Source organism: Bacillus sp. FSL K6-0993, from assembly GCF_037977205.1.
Classification (GTDB): Bacteria; Bacillota; Bacilli; order Bacillales; family Bacillaceae; genus Bacillus; species Bacillus subtilis.
Genome location: NZ_CP150275.1, coordinates 2,186,074 through 2,205,660, shown reverse-complemented (window position 1 = coordinate 2,205,660; position 19,587 = coordinate 2,186,074). Strand labels below are relative to the sequence as shown.

Sequence of the window (19,587 nt, the reverse complement as noted above, 5' to 3'; positions counted from 1 at the left end):
GGAAAAAATGAAACGAGAAAAGGTGCAGACCTTACATGGAGAAATACATATTCCCGGTGATAAATCCATTTCTCACCGCTCTGTTATGTTTGGCGCGCTAGCGGCAGGCACAACAACAGTTAAAAACTTTCTGCCGGGAGCAGATTGTCTGAGCACGATCGATTGCTTTAGAAAAATGGGTGTTCACATTGAGCAAAGCAGCAGCGATGTCGTGATTCACGGAAAAGGAATCGATGCCCTGAAAGAGCCAGAAAGCCTTTTAGATGTCGGAAATTCAGGTACAACGATTCGCCTGATGCTCGGAATATTGGCGGGCCGTCCTTTTTACAGCGCGGTAGCCGGAGATGAGAGCATTGCGAAGCGCCCAATGAAGCGTGTGACTGAGCCTTTGAAAAAAATGGGGGCTAAAATCGACGGCAGAGCCGGCGGAGAGTTTACACCGCTGTCAGTGAGCGGCGCTTCATTAAAAGGAATTGATTATGTATCACCTGTTGCAAGCGCGCAAATTAAATCTGCTGTTTTGCTGGCCGGATTACAGGCTGAGGGCACAACAACTGTCACAGAGCCCCATAAATCTCGGGACCACACTGAGCGGATGCTTTCTGCTTTTGGCGTTAAGCTTTCTGAAGATCAAACGAGTGTTTCCATTGCTGGTGGCCAGAAACTGACAGCTGCTGATATTTTTGTTCCTGGAGACATTTCTTCAGCCGCGTTTTTCCTTGCTGCTGGCGCGATGGTTCCAAACAGCAGAATTGTATTGAAAAACGTAGGTTTAAATCCGACTCGGACAGGTATTATTGACGTCCTTCAAAACATGGGGGCAAAACTTGAAATCAAACCATCTGCTGATAGCGGTGCAGAGCCTTATGGAGATTTGATTATAGAAACGTCATCTCTAAAAGCAGTTGAAATCGGAGGAGATATCATTCCGCGTTTAATTGATGAGATCCCTATCATCGCGCTTCTTGCGACTCAGGCGGAAGGAACTACCGTTATTAAGGACGCGGCAGAGCTAAAAGTGAAAGAAACAAACCGTATTGATACTGTTGTTTCTGAGCTTCGCAAGCTGGGTGCTGAAATTGAACCGACAGCAGATGGAATGAAGGTTTATGGCAAACAAACGTTGAAAGGCGGCGCTGCAGTGTCCAGCCACGGAGATCATCGAATCGGAATGATGCTTGGTATTGCTTCCTGTATAACGGAGGAGCCGATTGAAATCGAGCACACGGATGCCATTCACGTTTCTTATCCAACCTTCTTCGAGCATTTAAATAAGCTTTCGAAAAAATCCTGAAGTTTTACTTCAGGATTTTTTATGCAGATCATAATTCGAGGCGAAAAAACATAGCTTGTCTTATAGAGGGGATAGAAAAACAAAAAGGGGGGATGTGCTTTACTTACAAGCCGGCAGGTCAAAGAGCTGCTTTACTGTACAGAGGGCGATCTTCCTTTTTTCATTTTCTATCTCAAGATCTTTTGGTAAACTAATAAGACTCAATAATTCCCTTCCGTACAGAAGCATCTTATTTGCCGGGGGCATTCGTCTGAATTATGATAAGATTAACCCGAACAAATAAAGCTTTTTTGTATGGTTGATGTTGTATAGGAAAAGAAAGGACCGGTCCGATTTGAATACATTGATTCAAGAAGCCATAAAATTAGTTGAAGCAGGTGAAACAGAAAAAGGCCTCAACACGCTCTCGAAGGCTGAAAAACAGCTGCATGATGAAGATAAAGCCATTGCAGCCCAGCTTTATTACGAGTGGGGCGATGTAGAAAAAGCAATTTCACTGATTAGTGATCTACATGATTTATATCCAAATGAAACAGAACTGACGAATTTCTACGCTGAACTTTTAATAGATATTGACGAAGAAGAAAAAGCCCTCGCTGTGCTGGAGACTATTCCGGAAACAGATCCATCATATCCGGAAAGTTTGCTGCTTATGGCGGATCTTTATCAGATGCAGGGGTTATTCGAAGTCAGTGAACAAAAGCTTTTACAGGCAAAGTCCATTCTGGACAATGAACCTGTTATTGATTTTGCACTGGGAGAACTTTACTTTGCTCAGGGAGCCTATGCAAAAGCGGTTCAATATTTTAAAACAACGGCTGAGGAGCAGAGTGAGATCGGAGGCGTTAATGTCCATCAAAGACTGGCAGAATCGTTAAGTGCCTCAGGTGAATTTGAGGATGCCATTCCATGGTATGAGAAAGCTGTCGATGAGAATCCTGATCCTAATACGATTTTCGGCTATGGTTTTACAGCCTTACAGGCGGGGCTTGTGAAAACAGCTATTAAGCAGCTGTCTGATTTAAAGGAGCTTGATCCATCTTATACTTCACTTTATATGCCGCTCTCGAAAAGCTATGAAGCTGAAGGGATGTATGAAGAGGCATTAAAAACGGCAAAAGAGGGGATCAGATATGATGAATATAACAAAGAACTTTTCCTTTATGCCGCCAAAATGGCCTTAAAAATCGGGAAGTCAGAAGAGGGGAAAAAGCTGCTTCAGGAGGCGCTTGCGCTTGATCCGGGCTTTGTCGAGGCGCTTCATACACTTCTTGCCGTGTATCACAAAGAAGAGGATTATGATCAGATCATTGATCTTATTCAAGAGGTTCGAAGCTACGGTGAAGAAGATCCGAAATATAATTGGTATCTTGCAAGCGCATATACTGAATTAGAGCAATACGAGGAAGCAAAACAATCCTTTGAGGCTGCCTATCTTCATTACCGGGAGGATAGAGATTTCTTATATGAATACGCAAGCTTCCTATTAGAAGAAGGCCTTCAAAAAGAAGCGCTGCCGCTTTTGAAAAAGGTTCTTGAAATGGACGGAGCCAATGAAGAGCTTGAAGAAACGATTTTGCGAATCGAGGATGAATTTTCTAGATAAGCAGGAATATTAACCATTCATGTGGAACATATAAGTATATAGATTATACGAACGATAGAGGAGGGAATTACATGCAGACCCCTGTTTCTGTCAATGAGAAAAAAGATTTTATCCGTTGGTTTTTAAACCATTATCAGTTAAAGCGCCGAGAGTGCGTTTGGATCTTGAACTACTTAATGAGCCATGATTCTCTCATGGAGAAGGTTCATTTTGTGGAGCAGGCTGAATTTTGCCCGAGAGGCATTATAATGTCAACACATTGTGTTGAAGAAGTTCCGTTCCGGTTCTATAAAGAGAATGTCATGACTACCGACGCGGAAAAATCTTTTCATGATATTAGATTAAATAAACAGCAGGATTTGTTTATCCAGCTTAATTTCCGTTCGGCTTACAGCTCACCTGAATATGCGGCGGTGCTGGAGTCCAACCCGCATATTCCGAAAGATCTTTTTGAGAATAAAAAAGATCAGGGATTGGCGGAACAGATTTTAGAGCACGCTATTTCCACATTCCAAAGAGAAAAATTATTAAAAGACATTGACGAGGCGTTAGATCGTCATGATAAAGAGGCATTTGAACAATTATCGCGCCAATTAAATCAGCTCACATAATATGACCAGCCTTGCAGTGAATTGCAAGGCTTGTTGCCGTAAAGGGGGAGAACGATGAGGTGGAGAATCACTGATGCCAAGGACTATTTACAAGCTAAGGATTACATTGATACCGCTGTCATACCATTAATTAACATAAGGGTTAATAACCATTTTAAAATGGCGGCGGAGAAAGGCGAGTTTACGCAGCTTCTCTCAGAAGAACTTGAAAGGCAGTTAAAGGGACGGGTATATTTACTTCCGCCTTATACATATGTTGATAGAAATGAAATAACCGTTCAAGGGCTTAAGGATTTGCGGGAAGAGCTGATAACGGAATTTCCGCATGTTGTCCTGCTCACATCTGACGAAAGTTGGAGAGCTGAGGATGCGTTAGGCAAAATGATTGTTACACCGTCTGTTCCATTAGAGCATTTAAATGACTCTTTAAAAAGAAAAATATTGGATGAACGCACTGCTGAAATTTTGAACGTTTTGTTACAGTTATGGAGCACTTCATAAAAACACTTACATTTCCTTATGAACAATATTTTGGCTATATTGACCTTGCTGAGAGATTCATATATTATGAGGGTGTCTAGAGTTATTGCAATATTTTCTATTTTAGTCAGTTTGCAGGGGTGACCTAGAGGGGGGAGAAGAGATGGGCGGAAAACATGATATATCCAGACGTCAATTTTTGAATTACACGCTCACAGGCGTAGGAGGTTTTATGGCGGCTAGTATGCTCATGCCTATGGTTCGCTTCGCACTCGACCCGGTATTAAAATCGACAGGGAAGCAGGATATGGTTCAGGTTGTCAGCGTTGATGAGTTGACAAAAGAGCCGCAGCGCTTTGATTTTAAAATTAATCAAGTCGATGCCTGGTATGAGTCAGAAGAGTCAAGATCAGCCTGGGTCTTCAAAAACGGGGATGAAATTGTAGCACTTTCGCCAATTTGTAAACATTTAGGGTGTACGGTGAACTGGAATAGTGATCCTAAAAACCCGAATAAATTCTTTTGTCCATGCCATTACGGACTCTATGAAAAGGACGGCACCAATGTCCCTGGCACGCCGCCGCTTGCGCCTCTTGATCATTATGAGCAAGAAGTAAAAGACGGCTTCCTGTATCTTGGAAAAGCAAAGCCTAAGGGGGAAGGGTGACATGCTGAACAAAATTTATGACTGGGTAGACGAGCGGCTTGATATTACACCGATGTGGAGGGATATTGCCGATCACGAAGTACCGGAACATGTGAATCCCGCCCATCATTTCTCTGCGTTTGTGTATTGCTTTGGGGGACTGACGTTTTTTGTAACCGTTATCCAAGTATTATCTGGAATGTTTTTAACGATGTATTATGTGCCTGATATCAAAAATGCCTGGGAATCGGTATATTATTTGCAAAATGAAGTGGCATTCGGCCAGATTGTCAGGGGGATGCACCACTGGGGTGCGAGCCTGGTCATTGTGATGATGTTTTTACATACGCTGAGGGTCTTTTTCCAAGGCGCGTATAAAAAACCGCGCGAGCTGAACTGGATTGTCGGTGTGCTGATCTTCTTTGTTATGCTCGGTCTTGGCTTTACAGGCTACTTGCTTCCTTGGGATATGAAGGCTCTGTTTGCAACAAAAGTCGGGCTGCAGATCGCCGAAGCCACGCCTTTGATCGGAACGCAAGTTAAAACGCTCCTTGCAGGGCATCCGGATATTGTAGGCGCCCAAACGCTGACTAGGTTTTTTGCGATCCATGTATTTTTTCTTCCTGCCGCATTGTTCGGGCTGATGGCTGCACATTTTATTATGATCCGGAAGCAGGGGATTTCAGGACCGCTTTAAACTCTTGATCTGCGAATAAAAGGGAGGGGATGACATGCACCGGGGCAAAGGGATGAAATTTGTAGGCGACTCAAGGATACCGGCTGAAAAAAAGCCGAATATACCGAAGGATTATTCGGAGTATCCCGGTAAAACAGAGGCTTTCTGGCCAAATTTCTTGTTAAAGGAATGGATGGTTGGAGCTGTCTTTCTCATCGGTTTTCTCGTTTTGACGATTGTGCATCAGCCGCCTTTGGAGCGGATGGCGGACCCGACTGATACTGGTTATATTCCGCTGCCGGATTGGTATTTTCTTTTCTTATACCAGCTGTTGAAGTATGAATACGCCGCCGGAAGCTTTACAGTGGTCGGCGCCATGATTATGCCAGGTCTCGCTTTTGGGGCCCTGCTTTTGGCTCCATTCCTAGACAGAGGGACAGAAAGAAGGCCGTGGAAGCGTCCGGTCGCTGTCGGTATGATGCTTCTGGCCATTTCCGCTGCTGTATTTTTGACGTGGCAGTCAGTTGCTACTCATGACTGGGCCAAGGCAGAAGAACAGGGGAAAATCACAAAAGAAGCCGACATTGACACCAATGCAGAAGGATATAAGGTCTTTAAGGAACAGGGCTGTATTTCTTGCCATGGGGATAACCTTCAGGGAGGAGCGGCCGGGCCTTCATTGGTTGACAGCGGGCTGAAACCGGAAGAAATCAAAAAAATCGCTGTAGAAGGGAAAGGCAAAATGCCGGCGGGTGTGTTCAAAGGAAATGATAAGCAGCTCGAAGAACTTGCAAAATTTATTTCTGAAACAACCGCAAAATAACGTATTGTGAATTGTCAAATGGAAGGATATACTTTTATTATCAAAAGCTGACCCGGCGTCAGCTTTTTTATATGGACATATTATTTTTACAGACTGAGAGTTGATTTGATGTGAAATGGTTTCAATATGTATTAGGGCAGCGGCCGATGCTTATTCTTGTCTTAGCCATTAATTTTCTGGGAACGGTTTACGGCTACTATTGGTACTTGCCGCAGCTTTTGGAGACACCGGCCCGTTTCCTGATTTTTGTTCCGGACAGTCCGACAGCAACGTTTTTCTTTCTGTTTGTGCTGCTTGCCTTTCTCATGAAACGGAATGCTCCGCTCTTTGAGGCGCTTGCGCTAGTTACCCTCGTAAAGTATGGCCTATGGGCGGTGGCTATGAATTTTCTTGTGCTTGCAGTAACTGGTGACTTGCCGTGGGAGGGCTACATGCTAATTGCTTCGCATTTTGCAATGGCTGTTCAAGGCGTATTATACAGTCCGTATTTTCGTTTTTCATTTTGGCATCTTGCAATTGCTGCAGTCTGGACACTGCATAACGATGTCATTGACTACTTGTTTGATATGATGCCGCGGTATTCAATGCTTTCTGATTATATGACTGAAATAGGATACGGAACATTTTGGCTAAGCATCTTCTCAATCGCGCTTGCTTACTTTCTTGTGGTCTCAAAAAAGCAAACGAAGCTTGAGCTGATGTAAAGACAATGTTGGTCTATCCTTGTCCCTTTCTTCATATTCTGTAAGGAGAGAGAGTGGGAGGGACCTGCATGAAACGAAAGCTGACGATCTGTTTGTTGATTGCACTTATTTTTTATAATGGAAATGCCAAGGCTGCAGAGCGGGGAAGCCTCGAGGAATTGAATGATTTATCCGATACAGTCTTTCAAATGACCCGACAGGCGAAATATGAAGAGGCGCTTCAAGTCTTGGAGTATTTTGAAAAAACATTAAAATCCGCTGAGAAAAAACAGCAAGACCCCATGCTAACGGGAGCCCAAATTCGTCAAATCACACTGGGCTATAATGATATGGTTCGGAGTTTAAAGCAAGCTGATACATCAGACACACAAAAACTCAGAGCAGCCGCGCAGTTCAGAATGCTGATGGATGCGGTTGACAATCGGTCTGACCCGCTTTGGGGCTCACTGGAAAAACCGATTATGGAAGCTTTTACTGAACTGAAGCGAGATGTCCAAAAGAATGGAAGCACAAGCTTTCATGAAAAATGGAATGAATTTATCAGTTTATATGACTTGATTTACCCCAGTCTTACAATCGATGTATCAGAGGATCAGCTTGAAACAGTCGGAAAACATATAGATGTTATTGAGCAAGAGGAATTTCAGCAAATGACAGAGAGCACGAAGCTTGAACGGCTTTCCCTTCTTCAGCATGACCTGAAAAATGTGTTTGACAGGGTGGAGGAGGATGATGCCGATCCGTCTTTACTCTGGGTGATCATTACAACCGGCAGTATCATCATTACTGCTCTTACCTATGTCGGTTACAGAAAGTACAAGGCGGAAAAAAACAAGCTGAAAAAAAGGGACTACCCTAAATAAGGATGAGGGGCGGCGGTCAGCCGCCTTTTTTCTATTACATGTCAGCGCGGAAGCGGATTTTTATTTTCATCAAGCGTAAATCCTTCTCCGAGCACATCGTGAACATCGCTTACCGCTACAAAGGCATGGGGATCAATGGAGTTAATCACGCTTTTCAGCATCACCAATTCGTTTTTCGGCACCACACAATAAAGTACATCTATATCCTCTTTTGTGTAGGAACCTTGTCCTTTCAAAATGGTGACACCCCGTTCCATTTCTTCAAGAATCTTTTTCTGAATCAGGTCGTTTTTCGAAGAGATGATCGTAGCGCCTTTAGCAGCGTATCCGCCTTCCTGAATAAAATCGATTAATCTTGCCGCTACAAATACAGCTACCAGCGTATACATCGCTTCTTTATAGGAGAGATAAGTAAGCAAAGACAAAATGATGACGCAGGCATCGAAAGCAAACATCGTTCTGCCCATCGGGATCCCAAAATACTTATTCACTAAACGTGCGATGATATCAACACCGCCTGTCGTACCGCCGAACTTGAAAATAATACCCAGTCCGGCTCCGATGAATACGCCGGCAAATAAAGCGGCGAGCGCTAAGTCGTGCTGAAGGGGCATATGGATTTCATATCGCTGAAAGATGCTGAGGAACAAAGACAAGGCTACAGTGCCGACAAGGGTATAAACAAACATTGTCCTGCCGAGCAAACGCCAGCCAATAAAAAAAATCGGAATGTTCAACACCAGGTTCGAGATAGAGGGGCTGATGTGGAAAAGGGCATAAAGCAAAAGTGTAATACCTGTAAAACCGCCCTCAGCCAGATTGTTCTGCATATTGAAATGAACCAAGCCAAATGAAAAAATTGCCGCTCCGATTAAAATAAAAAATATGTTTTTTAATCTAATTTCTCCAAGCATCACACAAAACCCCTTTTCCTTCCATTAGATAGCGTTTATATTATAGTGGATGAAAAAGAAAACAGCAAACGTGCTTAAACATTTGTCAAACGTATCTGAATTAGCTAACATGTAAGAGGATGATAGGAGGTTTCGTTCAGTGAGTGATAAAACAATGAAAGACATACAGGCTGAAGTAGACCGTTACATCGGCCAATTTAAAGAAGGATATTTTAGCCCGCTGGCCATGATGGCGAGGCTGACTGAAGAACTGGGCGAGCTTGCCAGAGAAGTGAATCACCGTTATGGAGAAAAACCAAAAAAAGCGACTGAAGATGATAAAAGCATGGAAGAGGAAATGGGCGATGTGCTATTTGTATTGGTTTGTTTAGCCAACTCCCTTGATATCTCTTTAGAGGAAGCCCACGACCGAGTCATGCATAAATTTAATACAAGAGATAAAGATCGCTGGACCAGAAAAGAAGAAGGAAAGTAGAGGAGATCGAGATGTCAAACGAAACAATTAAAGTAGTCATTGCGGGACCGCGTGGAAGAATGGGGCAGGAAGCTGTTAAATTGGCAGAACGAACACCTCATTTTGACCTTGTCGGGGCCATAGACCATACATACGATCAGCAAAAATTATCTGATGTGATGCCTGTTGAGTCAGATGCTTTCATTTATACAGATATCCATGCCTGCTTTACAGAAACACAACCGGATGTCTTGATTGATTTAACAACGCCCGAAATCGGAAAAGTACATACAAAAATTGCATTAGAGCACGGAGTCCGTCCAGTTGTCGGAACAACCGGTTTCTCAGAAGCTGATTTAAAAGAGCTCACATCTTTAACAGAAGAAAAAGGGATCGGAGCCATCATCGCGCCAAATTTTGCGCTCGGTGCGATACTGATGATGAAATTTTCAAAAATGGCTGCCAACTATTTTGAGGATGTTGAGATTATTGAGCTTCATCATGACCAGAAGCTTGACGCACCAAGCGGAACTGCGCTTAAAACAGCGGAAATGATTTCAGAAGTCCGTAAAGAAAAGCAGCAAGGACATCCGGATGAAAAAGAAATTCTCCCAGGAGCAAGAGGAGCGGAGCAAAACGGCATTCGCTTGCACAGCGTCCGTCTTCCGGGACTGATCGCGCATCAGGAGGTCATGTTCGGCATGGATGGCCAAACGCTTCAGATACGCCATGATTCTTATAACCGTGCTTCTTTCATGTCAGGCGTTAAACTGTCAGTCGAACAAGTCATGAAGATTGATCAGCTTGTGTACGGTTTAGAAAATATCATTGATTAGACGGGGGGATAAACAATGAAAATTGCTTTGATCGCGCATGACAAGAAAAAACAGGATATGGTTCAATTTACGACTGCCTATCGGGATATTTTAAAGAATCATGATTTATACGCAACCGGAACCACAGGGTTGAAGATTCAAGAGGCGACAGGTCTTCAAATTGAACGTTTTCAATCCGGCCCTTTAGGGGGAGACCAGCAAATCGGTGCACTGATCGCTGCCAATGCACTCGATCTTGTCATTTTTTTGCGCGACCCGCTGACCGCGCAGCCGCATGAACCGGATGTCTCGGCATTAATCCGGTTATGTGATGTATATTCCATTCCGCTCGCCACAAATATGGGTACTGCGGAAATTCTTGTCCGCACACTTGATGAAGGTGTTTTCGAATTCCGTGACCTTCTTCGGGGAGAAGAGCCGAATGTATAATGCTGACGTTCTTGCTTTTGGCGCCCACAGTGATGATGTCGAGATCGGAATGGGCGGCACAATAGCGAAGTTTGTCAAACAGGGAAAAAAAGTAATGATATGCGATTTGACAGAAGCGGAACTCTCTTCTAACGGTACGGTCAGTTTGCGTAAAGAAGAAGCAGCTGAAGCAGCCCGCATATTAGGCGCAGATAAAAGAATTCAGCTAACGCTTCCAGACCGCGGCCTAATAATGAGTGATCAGGCAATTCGGTCGATTGTTACTATCATCAGAACCTGCCGCCCAAAAGCGGTTTTTATGCCGTATAAAAAGGATCGCCATCCGGATCACGGCAATGCGGCTGCACTCGTGGAAGAAGCGATCTTTTCCGCCGGAATCCATAAATATAAAGACGAAAAAAGCCTTCCGGCGCATAAAGTCAGCAAGGTTTACTATTATATGATAAATGGTTTTCATCAGCCGGATTTTGTTATTGATATCTCGGATACAATAGAGGCAAAGAAACAAAGCCTCAACGCCTACAAAAGCCAGTTTATCCCGTCAAAGGATTCAGTTTCTACTCCTCTGACGAATGGGTATATTGAGATCGTTGAAGCGAGAGAAAAGCTTTACGGTAAAGAAGCGGGCGTGGAGTATGCCGAAGGTTTCTTTTCCAAACGGATGCTGATGCTTGATCATGATGTGCTTGGGGGCGAACAATGAGAAAACTAAAAATAGGAATCACATGCTATCCGAGCGTTGGAGGCTCAGGTATCATTGCGACAGAACTGGGGAAGCAGCTTGCTGAAAAGGGCCATGAAATCCATTTCATCACATCAAGCATTCCGTTTAGACTGAATACATATCATCCCAATATTCATTTTCATGAAGTTGAGGTTAATCAATATGCTGTTTTTAAGTATCCTCCGTATGATTTGACATTGGCAAGCAAAATCGCAGAGGTGGCGGAACGGGAGAATTTAGACATTATCCATGCTCACTATGCTCTCCCGCATGCCGTTTGCGCCTATCTTGCAAAACAAATGCTGAAACGCAATATCGGCATTGTTACAACTTTGCATGGCACGGATATCACGGTGTTAGGTTATGATCCGTCTCTAAAAGATCTGATCCGTTTTGCTATTGAGTCATCAGACAGGGTGACGGCCGTCTCCTCAGCGCTTGCGGCTGAAACATACGATTTAATTAAACCGGAGAAAAAAATTGAAACGATTTATAACTTTATAGACGAGCGCGTGTATCTGAAGAAAAACACAGCGGCAATTAAAGAGAAACATGGAATTTTACCAGATGAAAAAGTCGTCATCCATGTGTCCAACTTCAGAAAAGTTAAACGCGTGCAGGATGTCATCCGTGTGTTCCGCAATATCGCTGGCAAAACGAAAGCGAAGCTGCTTTTAGTCGGAGACGGTCCGGAGAAATCGACAGCCTGCGAGCTTATCAGAAAATATGGCTTGGAAGACCAAGTCTTAATGCTTGGAAATCAAGACCGTGTTGAAGAGCTTTATTCTATTAGCGATTTGAAGCTGCTGCTATCTGAAAAAGAAAGCTTTGGCCTTGTCCTGCTTGAAGCGATGGCTTGCGGAGTGCCTTGTATTGGAACAAATATTGGCGGTATCCCTGAGGTTATAAAAAACAATGTGAGCGGATTTTTGGTGGACGTCGGTGATGTTGAGGCCGCAACAGCCCGCGCGATGAGCATTTTAGAAGATGAACAGCTAAGCAATCGTTTTACAAAGGCGGCAATAGAGATGCTTGAAAATGAATTTTCTTCCGAAAAAATTGTCAGCCAGTATGAACAGATTTATGCCGATTTAGCAGAACCGGAGTGATCACATGGAAAAAGTTTTTATCAAAGCACTTCCCGTGCTCCGCATCTTAATCGAAGCAGGCCATCAGGCTTATTTTGTCGGGGGCGCAGTTCGTGACAGCTATATGAAACGAACGATCGGAGATGTCGATATCGCGACAGATGCGGCACCTGATCAAGTAGAACGGCTGTTTCAGCGGACTGTTGATGTAGGCAAAGAGCACGGGACCATTATTGTGCTCTGGGAGGATGAAACCTATGAAGTCACGACATTCCGGACTGAATCTGATTATGTTGATTTCAGAAGACCGTCAGAAGTGCAATTTATCTCATCATTAGAAGAGGATCTAAAACGCAGAGATTTAACGATCAATGCGATGGCCATGACAGCGGATGGGAAGGTGCTTGATTATTTTGGCGGCAAGAAAGATATTGATCAGAAAGTGATTCGAACCGTTGGAAAGCCTGAGGATAGATTTCAAGAGGATGCGCTTCGTATGCTGAGAGCCGTACGCTTTATGAGCCAGCTTGGCTTTAGACTTTCACCGGAAACAGAAGAAGCCATTGCGAAAGAAAAATCACTCCTCTCTCATGTTTCAGTCGAACGAAAAACTATAGAGTTCGAGAAATTGCTGCAGGGAAGAGCTTCTCGCCAGGCGCTTCAAACACTCATTCAAACGAGATTGTATGAAGAGCTTCCTGGTTTTTATCATAAACGAGAAAACCTGATTTCAACGAGTGAGTTTCCATTCTTCTCTTTAACATCCCGTGAGGAGCTTTGGGCTGCTCTTTTAATTAACCTTGACATAGTCTTGAAAGACGCGCCCCTTTTCCTGAAAGCCTGGAAGCTCCCGGGAAAAGTGATCAAGGAAGCCATTCACATTGCCGATACGTTTGGCCAGAGCCTTGACGTAATGACAATGTACAGAGCTGGGGAAAAAGCACTGCTCTCAGCGGCCAAAATATCGCAGCTTCGGCAAAACGAAAAACTGGATGAAAAGAAACTGAAGGATATTCAGTACGCTTATCAAAACCTGCCGATCAAAAGCCTTAAGGATCTTGATATCACGGGTAAGGACTTGCTTGCGCTTCGAAACCGGCCGGCCGGAAAATGGGTGTCGGAAGAATTACAGCGGATCGAGCAGGCTGTTGTGACAGGGAAGCTCTCCAATCAAAAGAAACACATAGAGGAGTGGCTGAAGACATGCGGTCAACATTAAGAAAAGACCTTATTGAATTATTTTCTCAGGCCGGCAATGAATTTATTTCCGGCCAAAAAATCAGTGATGCTCTCGGCTGTTCAAGAACTGCTGTGTGGAAGCATATTGAAGAGCTTCGGAAAGAGGGTTATGAAGTAGAAGCCGTTAGAAGAAAAGGATATCGGCTCATCAAAAAGCCCGGAAAACTCAGTGAAAGCGAAATTCGTTTTGGATTAAAAACGGAAGTGATGGGCCAGCATCTTATTTACCATGACGTTCTTTCAAGCACGCAAAAAACGGCTCATGAGCTCGCGAATAATAACGCACCGGAAGGCACCCTCGTGGTGGCTGACAAACAAACAGCCGGAAGGGGCCGAATGTCTAGGGTATGGCATTCTCAAGAAGGAAACGGCGTTTGGATGAGCCTGATTTTGCGGCCTGACATTCCGCTCCAAAAAACACCGCAGCTGACTCTGCTTGCTGCAGTAGCTGTTGTGCAGGGAATAGAAGAGGCAGCAGGCATCCAAACGGATATTAAATGGCCAAATGACATTTTGATTAACGGAAAAAAAACAGTCGGTATCCTAACGGAAATGCAGGCTGAAGAAGACCGCGTACGTTCAGTGATCATTGGGATCGGCATTAACGTTAACCAGCAGCCTAATGATTTTCCAGATGAATTGAAGGACATCGCGACAAGCCTCAGCCAAGCTGCTGGGGAAAAAATTGATCGGGCCGGCGTCATCCAGCATATTTTACTATGCTTTGAGAAACGGTACCGGGATTATATGACGCACGGATTTACGCCGATTAAGCTTTTATGGGAAAGCTATGCGCTCGGTATTGGCACTAATATGAGAGCCAGAACGTTAAACGGAACCTTTTACGGTAAGGCGTTAGGTATAGATGATGAAGGCGTTCTGCTTTTAGAAACGAACGAAGGCATTAAAAAAATCTATTCTGCCGATATCGAATTGGGCTAATGTGTTGGTACAAGCCCGTTGATTTTGGTATACTTCCATTGGGCAGTATCGCCTGCGAACTGCACCTATTATTAAAATAGATAGACATTGCAGCAGTCTGCCTTGATCCAAAAAAGGACTGGGACAGAGGGATGAAACTCGCCGAACTTTAGAAAGTGAAGAATCCTTCTCGTTGTAACGGAAGGTTTTTTGGCTTGCAGAAGAAAACGGCAGATCATCTCCTCTAAACATGAGGAGGAGAAAACATGAAAACAAAACTGGATTTTCTAAAAATGAAGGAGTCTGAAGAACCGATTGTCATGCTGACCGCTTATGATTATCCGGCAGCTAAACTTGCTGAACAAGCGGAAGTTGACATGATTTTAGTCGGTGATTCACTTGGAATGGTCGTCCTCGGCCTTGATTCAACTGTCGGTGTGACAGTTGCGGACATGATCCATCATACAAAAGCCGTTAAAAGGGGTGCGCCGAATACCTTTATTGTGACAGATATGCCGTTTATGTCTTATCACCTGTCTAAGGAAGATACGCTGAAAAATGCAGCGGCTATCGTTCAGGAAAGCGGAGCTGACGCACTGAAGCTTGAGGGCGGAGAAGGCGTGTTTGAATCCATTCGCGCATTGACGCTTGGAGGCATTCCAGTAGTCAGTCACTTAGGTTTGACACCGCAGTCAGTCGGCGTACTGGGCGGCTATAAAGTACAGGGCAAAGACGAACAAAGCGCCAAAAAATTAATAGAAGACAGTATAAAATGCGAAGAAGCAGGAGCTATGATGCTTGTGCTGGAATGTGTGCCGGCAGAACTCACAGCCAAAATTGCCGAGACGCTAAGCATACCGGTCATTGGAATCGGGGCTGGTGTGAAAGCAGACGGACAAGTTCTCGTTTATCATGATATTATCGGCCACGGTGTTGAGAGAACACCTAAATTTGTAAAGCAATATACGCGCATTGATGAAACCATCGAAACAGCAATCAGCGGATATGTTCAGGATGTAAGACATCGTGCTTTCCCTGAACAAAAGCATTCCTTTCAAATGAACCAGACAGTGCTTGACGGCTTGTACGGGGGAAAATAAGATGAGACAGATTACTGATATTTCACAGCTGAAAGAAGCCATAAAACAATACCATTCAGAGGGCAAGTCAATCGGATTTGTTCCGACGATGGGGTTTCTGCATGAGGGGCATTTAACCTTAGCAGACAAAGCAAGACAAGAAAACGACGCCGTTATTATGAGTATTTTTGTGAATCCTGCACAATTCGGCCCTAATGAAGATTTTGAAGCATATCCGCGCGATATTGAGCGGGATGCAGCTCTTGCAGAAAACGCCGGAGTTGATATTTTATTTACGCCAGATGCTAAGGATATGTATCCCGGTGAAAAGAATGTCACGATTCATGTAGAAAGACGCACAGACGTGTTATGCGGGCGCTCAAGAGAAGGACATTTTGACGGGGTCGCGATCGTACTGACGAAGCTTTTCAATCTAGTCAAGCCGACTCGTGCCTATTTCGGTTTAAAAGATGCGCAGCAGGTAGCTGTTGTTGATGGGTTAATCAGTGACTTCTTCATGGATATTGAATTGGTTCCTGTCGATACGGTCAGAGAGGAAGACGGCTTAGCCAAAAGCTCTCGCAATGTATACTTAACAGCTGAGGAAAGAAAAGAAGCGCCTAAGCTGTATCGGGCCCTTCAAACAAGTGCGGAGCTGATCCAAGACGGTGAAAGAGATCCTGAAGCGGTGATAAAAGCTGCAAAAGAAATCATTGAAACGACAAGCGGAACCATAGACTATGTGGAGCTTTATTCCTATCCGGAACTCGAGCCTGTGAATGAAATTGCTGGAAAGATGATTCTCGCTGTTGCAGTTGCTTTTTCAAAAGCGCGTTTAATAGATAATATCATTATTGATATTCGAGAAATGGAGAGAATATAATATGTATCGAACAATGATGAGCGGCAAGCTTCACAGGGCAACTGTTACGGAAGCAAACCTGAACTATGTGGGAAGCATTACAATTGATGAAGATCTCATTGATGCTGTGGGAATGCTTCCTAATGAAAAAGTTCAAATTGTGAATAATAATAATGGAGCACGTCTTGAAACGTATATTATTCCTGGTAAACGGGGAAGCGGCGTCATATGCTTAAACGGTGCAGCCGCACGCCTTGTGCAGGAAGGAGATAAGGTCATTATTATTTCCTACAAAATGATGTCTGATCAAGAAGCGGCAAGCCACGAGCCGAAAGTGGCTGTTCTGAATGATCAAAACAAAATTGAACAAATGCTGGGAAACGAACCAGCCCGTACAATTTTGTAGAAGAAAAGCCCCCTTTATCGGGGGTTTTCTTTTAAGATTTTGAGAGTAAAACGGTTTTGCCGCTCCATTTCCGTACAAAACGTGTTACACTTTTGTCGTATGCAAGAATTGAGGTGTCCATTTTAATGAATAAGCAACGGTTCGTTGTTATAGATGTAGAGACAACAGGGAATTCGCCGAAGAAAGGCGATAAAATCATACAAATCGCAGCGGTTGTAATCGAAAATGGACAAATTACTGAGCGGTTTTCAAAATACATTAATCCAAATAAATCAATCCCTGCTTTTATTGAGCAGCTTACTGGAATCTCTAATCAAATGGTAGAAAATGAACAGCCATTTGAAGCAGTTGCTGAAGAAGTATTCCAATTGCTTGACGGCGCTTATTTTGTCGCCCACAATATCCATTTTGACCTTGGATTTGTCAAGTATGAGCTGCATAAGGCGGGCTTTCAGCTCCCAGATTGTGAAGTGCTTGATACTGTCGAGCTCTCACGCATTGTTTTTCCGGGATTTGAAGGGTATAAGCTGACGGAATTAAGTGAGGAGCTTCAGCTGCGGCATGATCAGCCGCACCGGGCTGACAGCGATGCTGAAGTGACAGGGCTTATTTTTTTGGAAATCCTTGAAAAGCTGCGGCAGCTTCCTTATCCGACTTTAAAGCAGTTAAGAAGGCTTTCGCAGCATTTCATCAGTGATCTGACGCATTTGTTGGATATGTTCATTAATGAAAACAGACATACCGAGATACCGGGCTATACGCGCTTTTCTTCGTTTTCTGTCAGAGAACCTGAAGCTATCGATGCTCGTATAAATGAGGACGAGAACTTCTCATTTGAGATCGAAAGCTGGGAAGCGGGAAATGAAAAAGCGCTGTCAGAGTTAATGCCTGGGTATGAAAAAAGAGACGGCCAAATGATGATGATGAGAGAGGTGGCTGATGCGTTTGCCAATCGTGAGCATGCGCTGATTGAAGCTCCTCCGGGAATCGGAAAAACGATTGGCTATCTTATTCCGGCTGCGCTTTTTGCCAAGAAATCAAAAAAGCCAGTCATTATCAGCACGTATTCGACGCTTTTACAGCAGCAGATTCTCACAAAGGATTTGCCGATTGTCCAAGATCTGTTTCCATTTCCGGTAACAGCGGCGATTTTAAAAGGGCAATCGCATTATTTATGCCTGTATAAATTTGAGCAGGTGCTTCATGAAGAAGATGATAATTATGATGCCGTACTGACAAAGGCACAGCTTCTCGTTTGGCTGACAGAGACAAATACAGGAGATGTAGCGGAACTGAATTTGCCTTCAGGCGGAAAATTGCTGTGGGACAGATTGGCTTATGACGATGACTCCTATAAAAGAAGCCGCAGTGAGCATGTGATCGGTTTTTACGAGCGGGCCAAACAGATTGCTTTGCGTTCCGATTTGGTGATCACCAATCATTCTCTTTTGCTGACCGATGAAGGCAGCCAGAAAAAAAGGCTTCCCGAAAGCGGCACATTTATTATTGATGAAGCACACCATTTTGAACGTGCGGCAAGCGAACATTTAGGGAAAAGAGCCACGTACATAGAATTGCATACGAAATTGAGCAGAATCGGCACTCTGAAGGAGCAGGGACTTCTAAAAAAGATGAGACAGCTATTCCAGCGAAACAGCCTGCCGGTTGATTCATTTTTCGAATTGGAAGAGTGGCTTCAGCACGTTCAAGCAGAAAGTGATGCTTTCTTCAGCTCTGTACATTCTTTTGTCAAACGAAGAAAACCTAAAGAAGACTTAAACCGTCTAGTGTTTAAGGTGAACAAAGAAAGCCAGGATAAAAGCTGGTCGATCTTAACAGATGGTGCGGAGAGGCTTTGTTCCATGCTGACACATTTGCAGCAGCTTTTTGAGGCGCAGTCATCCCTGATGGAAAAACATTTGAAGGGCATGAAGAGCAAAACCGTCTTTTTAGCCGATGAATACCAAAGAAGCATGAAAGGCTTGCAGCATTACTGTCAGACGTTGCAGAAGCTCTTCTTTGGGTCTGATGACGATGAAGCGGTTTGGATTGAAATAGATGCAAAGGGTGCGAAAAATGCAGTGGCCATTTACGCACAGCCTCTTGAACCTGGTGAACTTCTGGCTGATCAGTTTTTCGCGCGCAAAAATAGTGTGGTGCTGACATCTGCAACTCTTACAGTCGAAGGTTCTTTTCAATTTATGATTGAACGACTGGGACTGAGTGACTTTTTCCCGCGGACAATGAGAATTGAATCACCCTTTTCTTACGATGAGCGTATGCAGGTGATGATTCCAAAGGAAATGAAATCAATTCAGGATACAGGACAACCTGAATTTATACAGGATACAGCCCGTTATATCGAACTGATGGCAAAGGAAAAACAGCCTAAAATTCTTGTGCTGTTTACATCCCATGATATGCTGAAAAAGGTTCACCAGGAGCTCAAGCATAACATGAGTGCTTCCGGCATTCAGCTCTTGGCACAAGGGATTACAGGCGGAAGTCCCGGCAAACTGATGAAGACTTTTAAAACATCCAATCAGGCGATCCTGCTCGGAACAAATCATTTTTGGGAAGGCGTTGATTTCCCTGGTGATGAACTGACAACAGTAATGATCGTGAGGCTCCCATTCCGGTCCCCTGATCACCCGCTTCATGCTGCAAAATGTGAGTTTGCCCGCAAAAAAGGAAAGAATCCGTTTCAAACAGTGTCATTACCGGAAGCTGTGCTGACCTTCAGGCAAGGAATCGGACGCTTGCTGCGTTCTGCGGGAGACAAGGGAACGATTATTATATTGGACAGACGGATTAAAACCGCTGGTTACGGCCGGCTGTTTCTTGATGCCTTGCCGACAACCTCAGTATCCGAAATGACTGACAGCGAGCTTGAAGCTTATGTTGCAGGGGAAAAAGAATAAAAGCCGCATAA

General features: G+C 44.0%; 21 protein-coding genes. 20 read left to right on the top strand and 1 reads right to left on the bottom strand.

Annotated elements, in window-relative coordinates; genetic code table 11:
* Positions 1-7: 7 nt before the first annotated feature.
* The 9 genes from aroA (at position 8) to ypjB (ending at position 7,703) form a co-directional block, all read left to right on the top strand.
* A complete protein-coding gene (aroA, locus tag MHH79_RS11235) occupies positions 8-1,294 on the top strand; it encodes a 3-phosphoshikimate 1-carboxyvinyltransferase (protein WP_031315588.1) in 1,287 nt (428 codons plus the stop codon).
* Positions 1,295-1,628: 334 nt separating this feature from the next.
* Complete coding sequence (locus MHH79_RS11230) at positions 1,629-2,900, top strand: tetratricopeptide repeat protein (protein ID WP_021481536.1); 1,272 nt, start codon at positions 1,629-1,631, stop codon at positions 2,898-2,900.
* Between the two features lie 71 nt (positions 2,901-2,971).
* Positions 2,972-3,511, top strand: a complete 540-nt coding sequence (locus MHH79_RS11225; RefSeq protein ID WP_014477176.1) for a ReoY family proteolytic degradation factor — start codon at positions 2,972-2,974, stop codon at positions 3,509-3,511.
* A gap of 54 nt (positions 3,512-3,565) precedes the next feature.
* A complete protein-coding gene (locus MHH79_RS11220; RefSeq protein WP_014480115.1) occupies positions 3,566-4,012 on the top strand; it encodes a YpiF family protein in 447 nt (148 codons plus the stop codon).
* A gap of 142 nt (positions 4,013-4,154) precedes the next feature.
* Complete coding sequence (locus tag MHH79_RS11215; RefSeq protein ID WP_003230627.1) at positions 4,155-4,658, top strand: ubiquinol-cytochrome c reductase iron-sulfur subunit; 504 nt, start codon at positions 4,155-4,157, stop codon at positions 4,656-4,658.
* A 1-nt stretch (position 4,659) separates the two neighbouring features.
* On the top strand, positions 4,660-5,334 hold the full coding sequence (gene qcrB, locus MHH79_RS11210; RefSeq protein ID WP_003225560.1) for a menaquinol-cytochrome c reductase cytochrome b subunit: 675 nt from the start codon (positions 4,660-4,662) through the stop codon (positions 5,332-5,334).
* A 34-nt stretch (positions 5,335-5,368) separates the two neighbouring features.
* On the top strand, positions 5,369-6,136 hold the full coding sequence (locus tag MHH79_RS11205) for a menaquinol-cytochrome c reductase cytochrome b/c subunit (protein ID WP_004398051.1): 768 nt from the start codon (positions 5,369-5,371) through the stop codon (positions 6,134-6,136).
* Positions 6,137-6,246: 110 nt separating this feature from the next.
* Positions 6,247-6,840: a DUF1405 domain-containing protein gene (locus tag MHH79_RS11200; RefSeq protein WP_014480114.1), complete on the top strand. Its 594-nt coding sequence runs from the start codon at positions 6,247-6,249 to the stop codon at positions 6,838-6,840.
* 68 nt (positions 6,841-6,908) lie between these two features.
* Positions 6,909-7,703 (top strand): sporulation protein YpjB, encoded by a 795-nt coding sequence (ypjB, locus tag MHH79_RS11195; protein WP_003230633.1) that lies wholly within the window; start codon positions 6,909-6,911, stop codon positions 7,701-7,703.
* 41 nt (positions 7,704-7,744) lie between these two features.
* On the opposite strand, the gene MHH79_RS11190 is transcribed toward ypjB, so the two are convergent.
* Positions 7,745-8,617 (bottom strand): YitT family protein, encoded by an 873-nt coding sequence (locus MHH79_RS11190; RefSeq protein WP_003230635.1) that lies wholly within the window; start codon positions 8,615-8,617, stop codon positions 7,745-7,747.
* Between the two features lie 139 nt (positions 8,618-8,756).
* Here MHH79_RS11190 and MHH79_RS11185 point away from each other — a divergent pair, with 139 nt between their 5' ends.
* The 11 genes from MHH79_RS11185 (at position 8,757) to dinG (ending at position 19,576) form a co-directional block, all read left to right on the top strand.
* Positions 8,757-9,092 carry a nucleotide pyrophosphohydrolase gene (locus tag MHH79_RS11185; RefSeq protein ID WP_004398044.1) on the top strand — a complete coding sequence of 112 codons (336 nt, stop codon included), beginning with the start codon at positions 8,757-8,759 and terminating at the stop codon, positions 9,090-9,092.
* A gap of 11 nt (positions 9,093-9,103) precedes the next feature.
* Positions 9,104-9,907: a 4-hydroxy-tetrahydrodipicolinate reductase gene (gene dapB / locus MHH79_RS11180; protein WP_003230638.1), complete on the top strand. Its 804-nt coding sequence runs from the start codon at positions 9,104-9,106 to the stop codon at positions 9,905-9,907.
* A 15-nt stretch (positions 9,908-9,922) separates the two neighbouring features.
* Positions 9,923-10,336 (top strand): methylglyoxal synthase, encoded by a 414-nt coding sequence (gene mgsA, locus MHH79_RS11175; protein ID WP_014477171.1) that lies wholly within the window; start codon positions 9,923-9,925, stop codon positions 10,334-10,336.
* On the top strand, positions 10,329-11,039 hold the full coding sequence (gene bshB1 / locus MHH79_RS11170; protein ID WP_123373154.1) for a bacillithiol biosynthesis deacetylase BshB1: 711 nt from the start codon (positions 10,329-10,331) through the stop codon (positions 11,037-11,039). Before mgsA ends, bshB1 begins: the two co-directional genes overlap by 8 nt.
* A complete protein-coding gene (gene bshA, locus MHH79_RS11165; RefSeq protein ID WP_123373155.1) occupies positions 11,036-12,169 on the top strand; it encodes an N-acetyl-alpha-D-glucosaminyl L-malate synthase BshA in 1,134 nt (377 codons plus the stop codon). Before bshB1 ends, bshA begins: the two co-directional genes overlap by 4 nt.
* Before the next feature lie 4 nt (positions 12,170-12,173).
* Positions 12,174-13,367 (top strand): CCA tRNA nucleotidyltransferase, encoded by a 1,194-nt coding sequence (locus MHH79_RS11160; protein WP_268547984.1) that lies wholly within the window; start codon positions 12,174-12,176, stop codon positions 13,365-13,367.
* Positions 13,352-14,329: a bifunctional biotin--[acetyl-CoA-carboxylase] synthetase/biotin operon repressor gene (locus tag MHH79_RS11155; RefSeq protein ID WP_003230650.1), complete on the top strand. Its 978-nt coding sequence runs from the start codon at positions 13,352-13,354 to the stop codon at positions 14,327-14,329. The genes MHH79_RS11160 and MHH79_RS11155 overlap by 16 nt, the downstream gene beginning before the upstream one ends.
* Before the next feature lie 245 nt (positions 14,330-14,574).
* The gene (gene panB / locus MHH79_RS11150) at positions 14,575-15,408 is read left to right on the top strand and encodes a 3-methyl-2-oxobutanoate hydroxymethyltransferase (protein WP_340034397.1); all 834 of its coding nucleotides are present in this window, start codon (positions 14,575-14,577) and stop codon (positions 15,406-15,408) included.
* A 1-nt stretch (position 15,409) separates the two neighbouring features.
* The gene (panC, locus tag MHH79_RS11145) at positions 15,410-16,270 is read left to right on the top strand and encodes a pantoate--beta-alanine ligase (RefSeq protein ID WP_340034396.1); all 861 of its coding nucleotides are present in this window, start codon (positions 15,410-15,412) and stop codon (positions 16,268-16,270) included.
* A 1-nt stretch (position 16,271) separates the two neighbouring features.
* Positions 16,272-16,655: an aspartate 1-decarboxylase gene (panD, locus tag MHH79_RS11140; RefSeq protein ID WP_003225586.1), complete on the top strand. Its 384-nt coding sequence runs from the start codon at positions 16,272-16,274 to the stop codon at positions 16,653-16,655.
* A gap of 125 nt (positions 16,656-16,780) precedes the next feature.
* Positions 16,781-19,576, top strand: a complete 2,796-nt coding sequence (dinG, locus tag MHH79_RS11135; RefSeq protein ID WP_340034395.1) for an ATP-dependent DNA helicase DinG — start codon at positions 16,781-16,783, stop codon at positions 19,574-19,576.
* Positions 19,577-19,587: the final 11 nt, after the last annotated feature.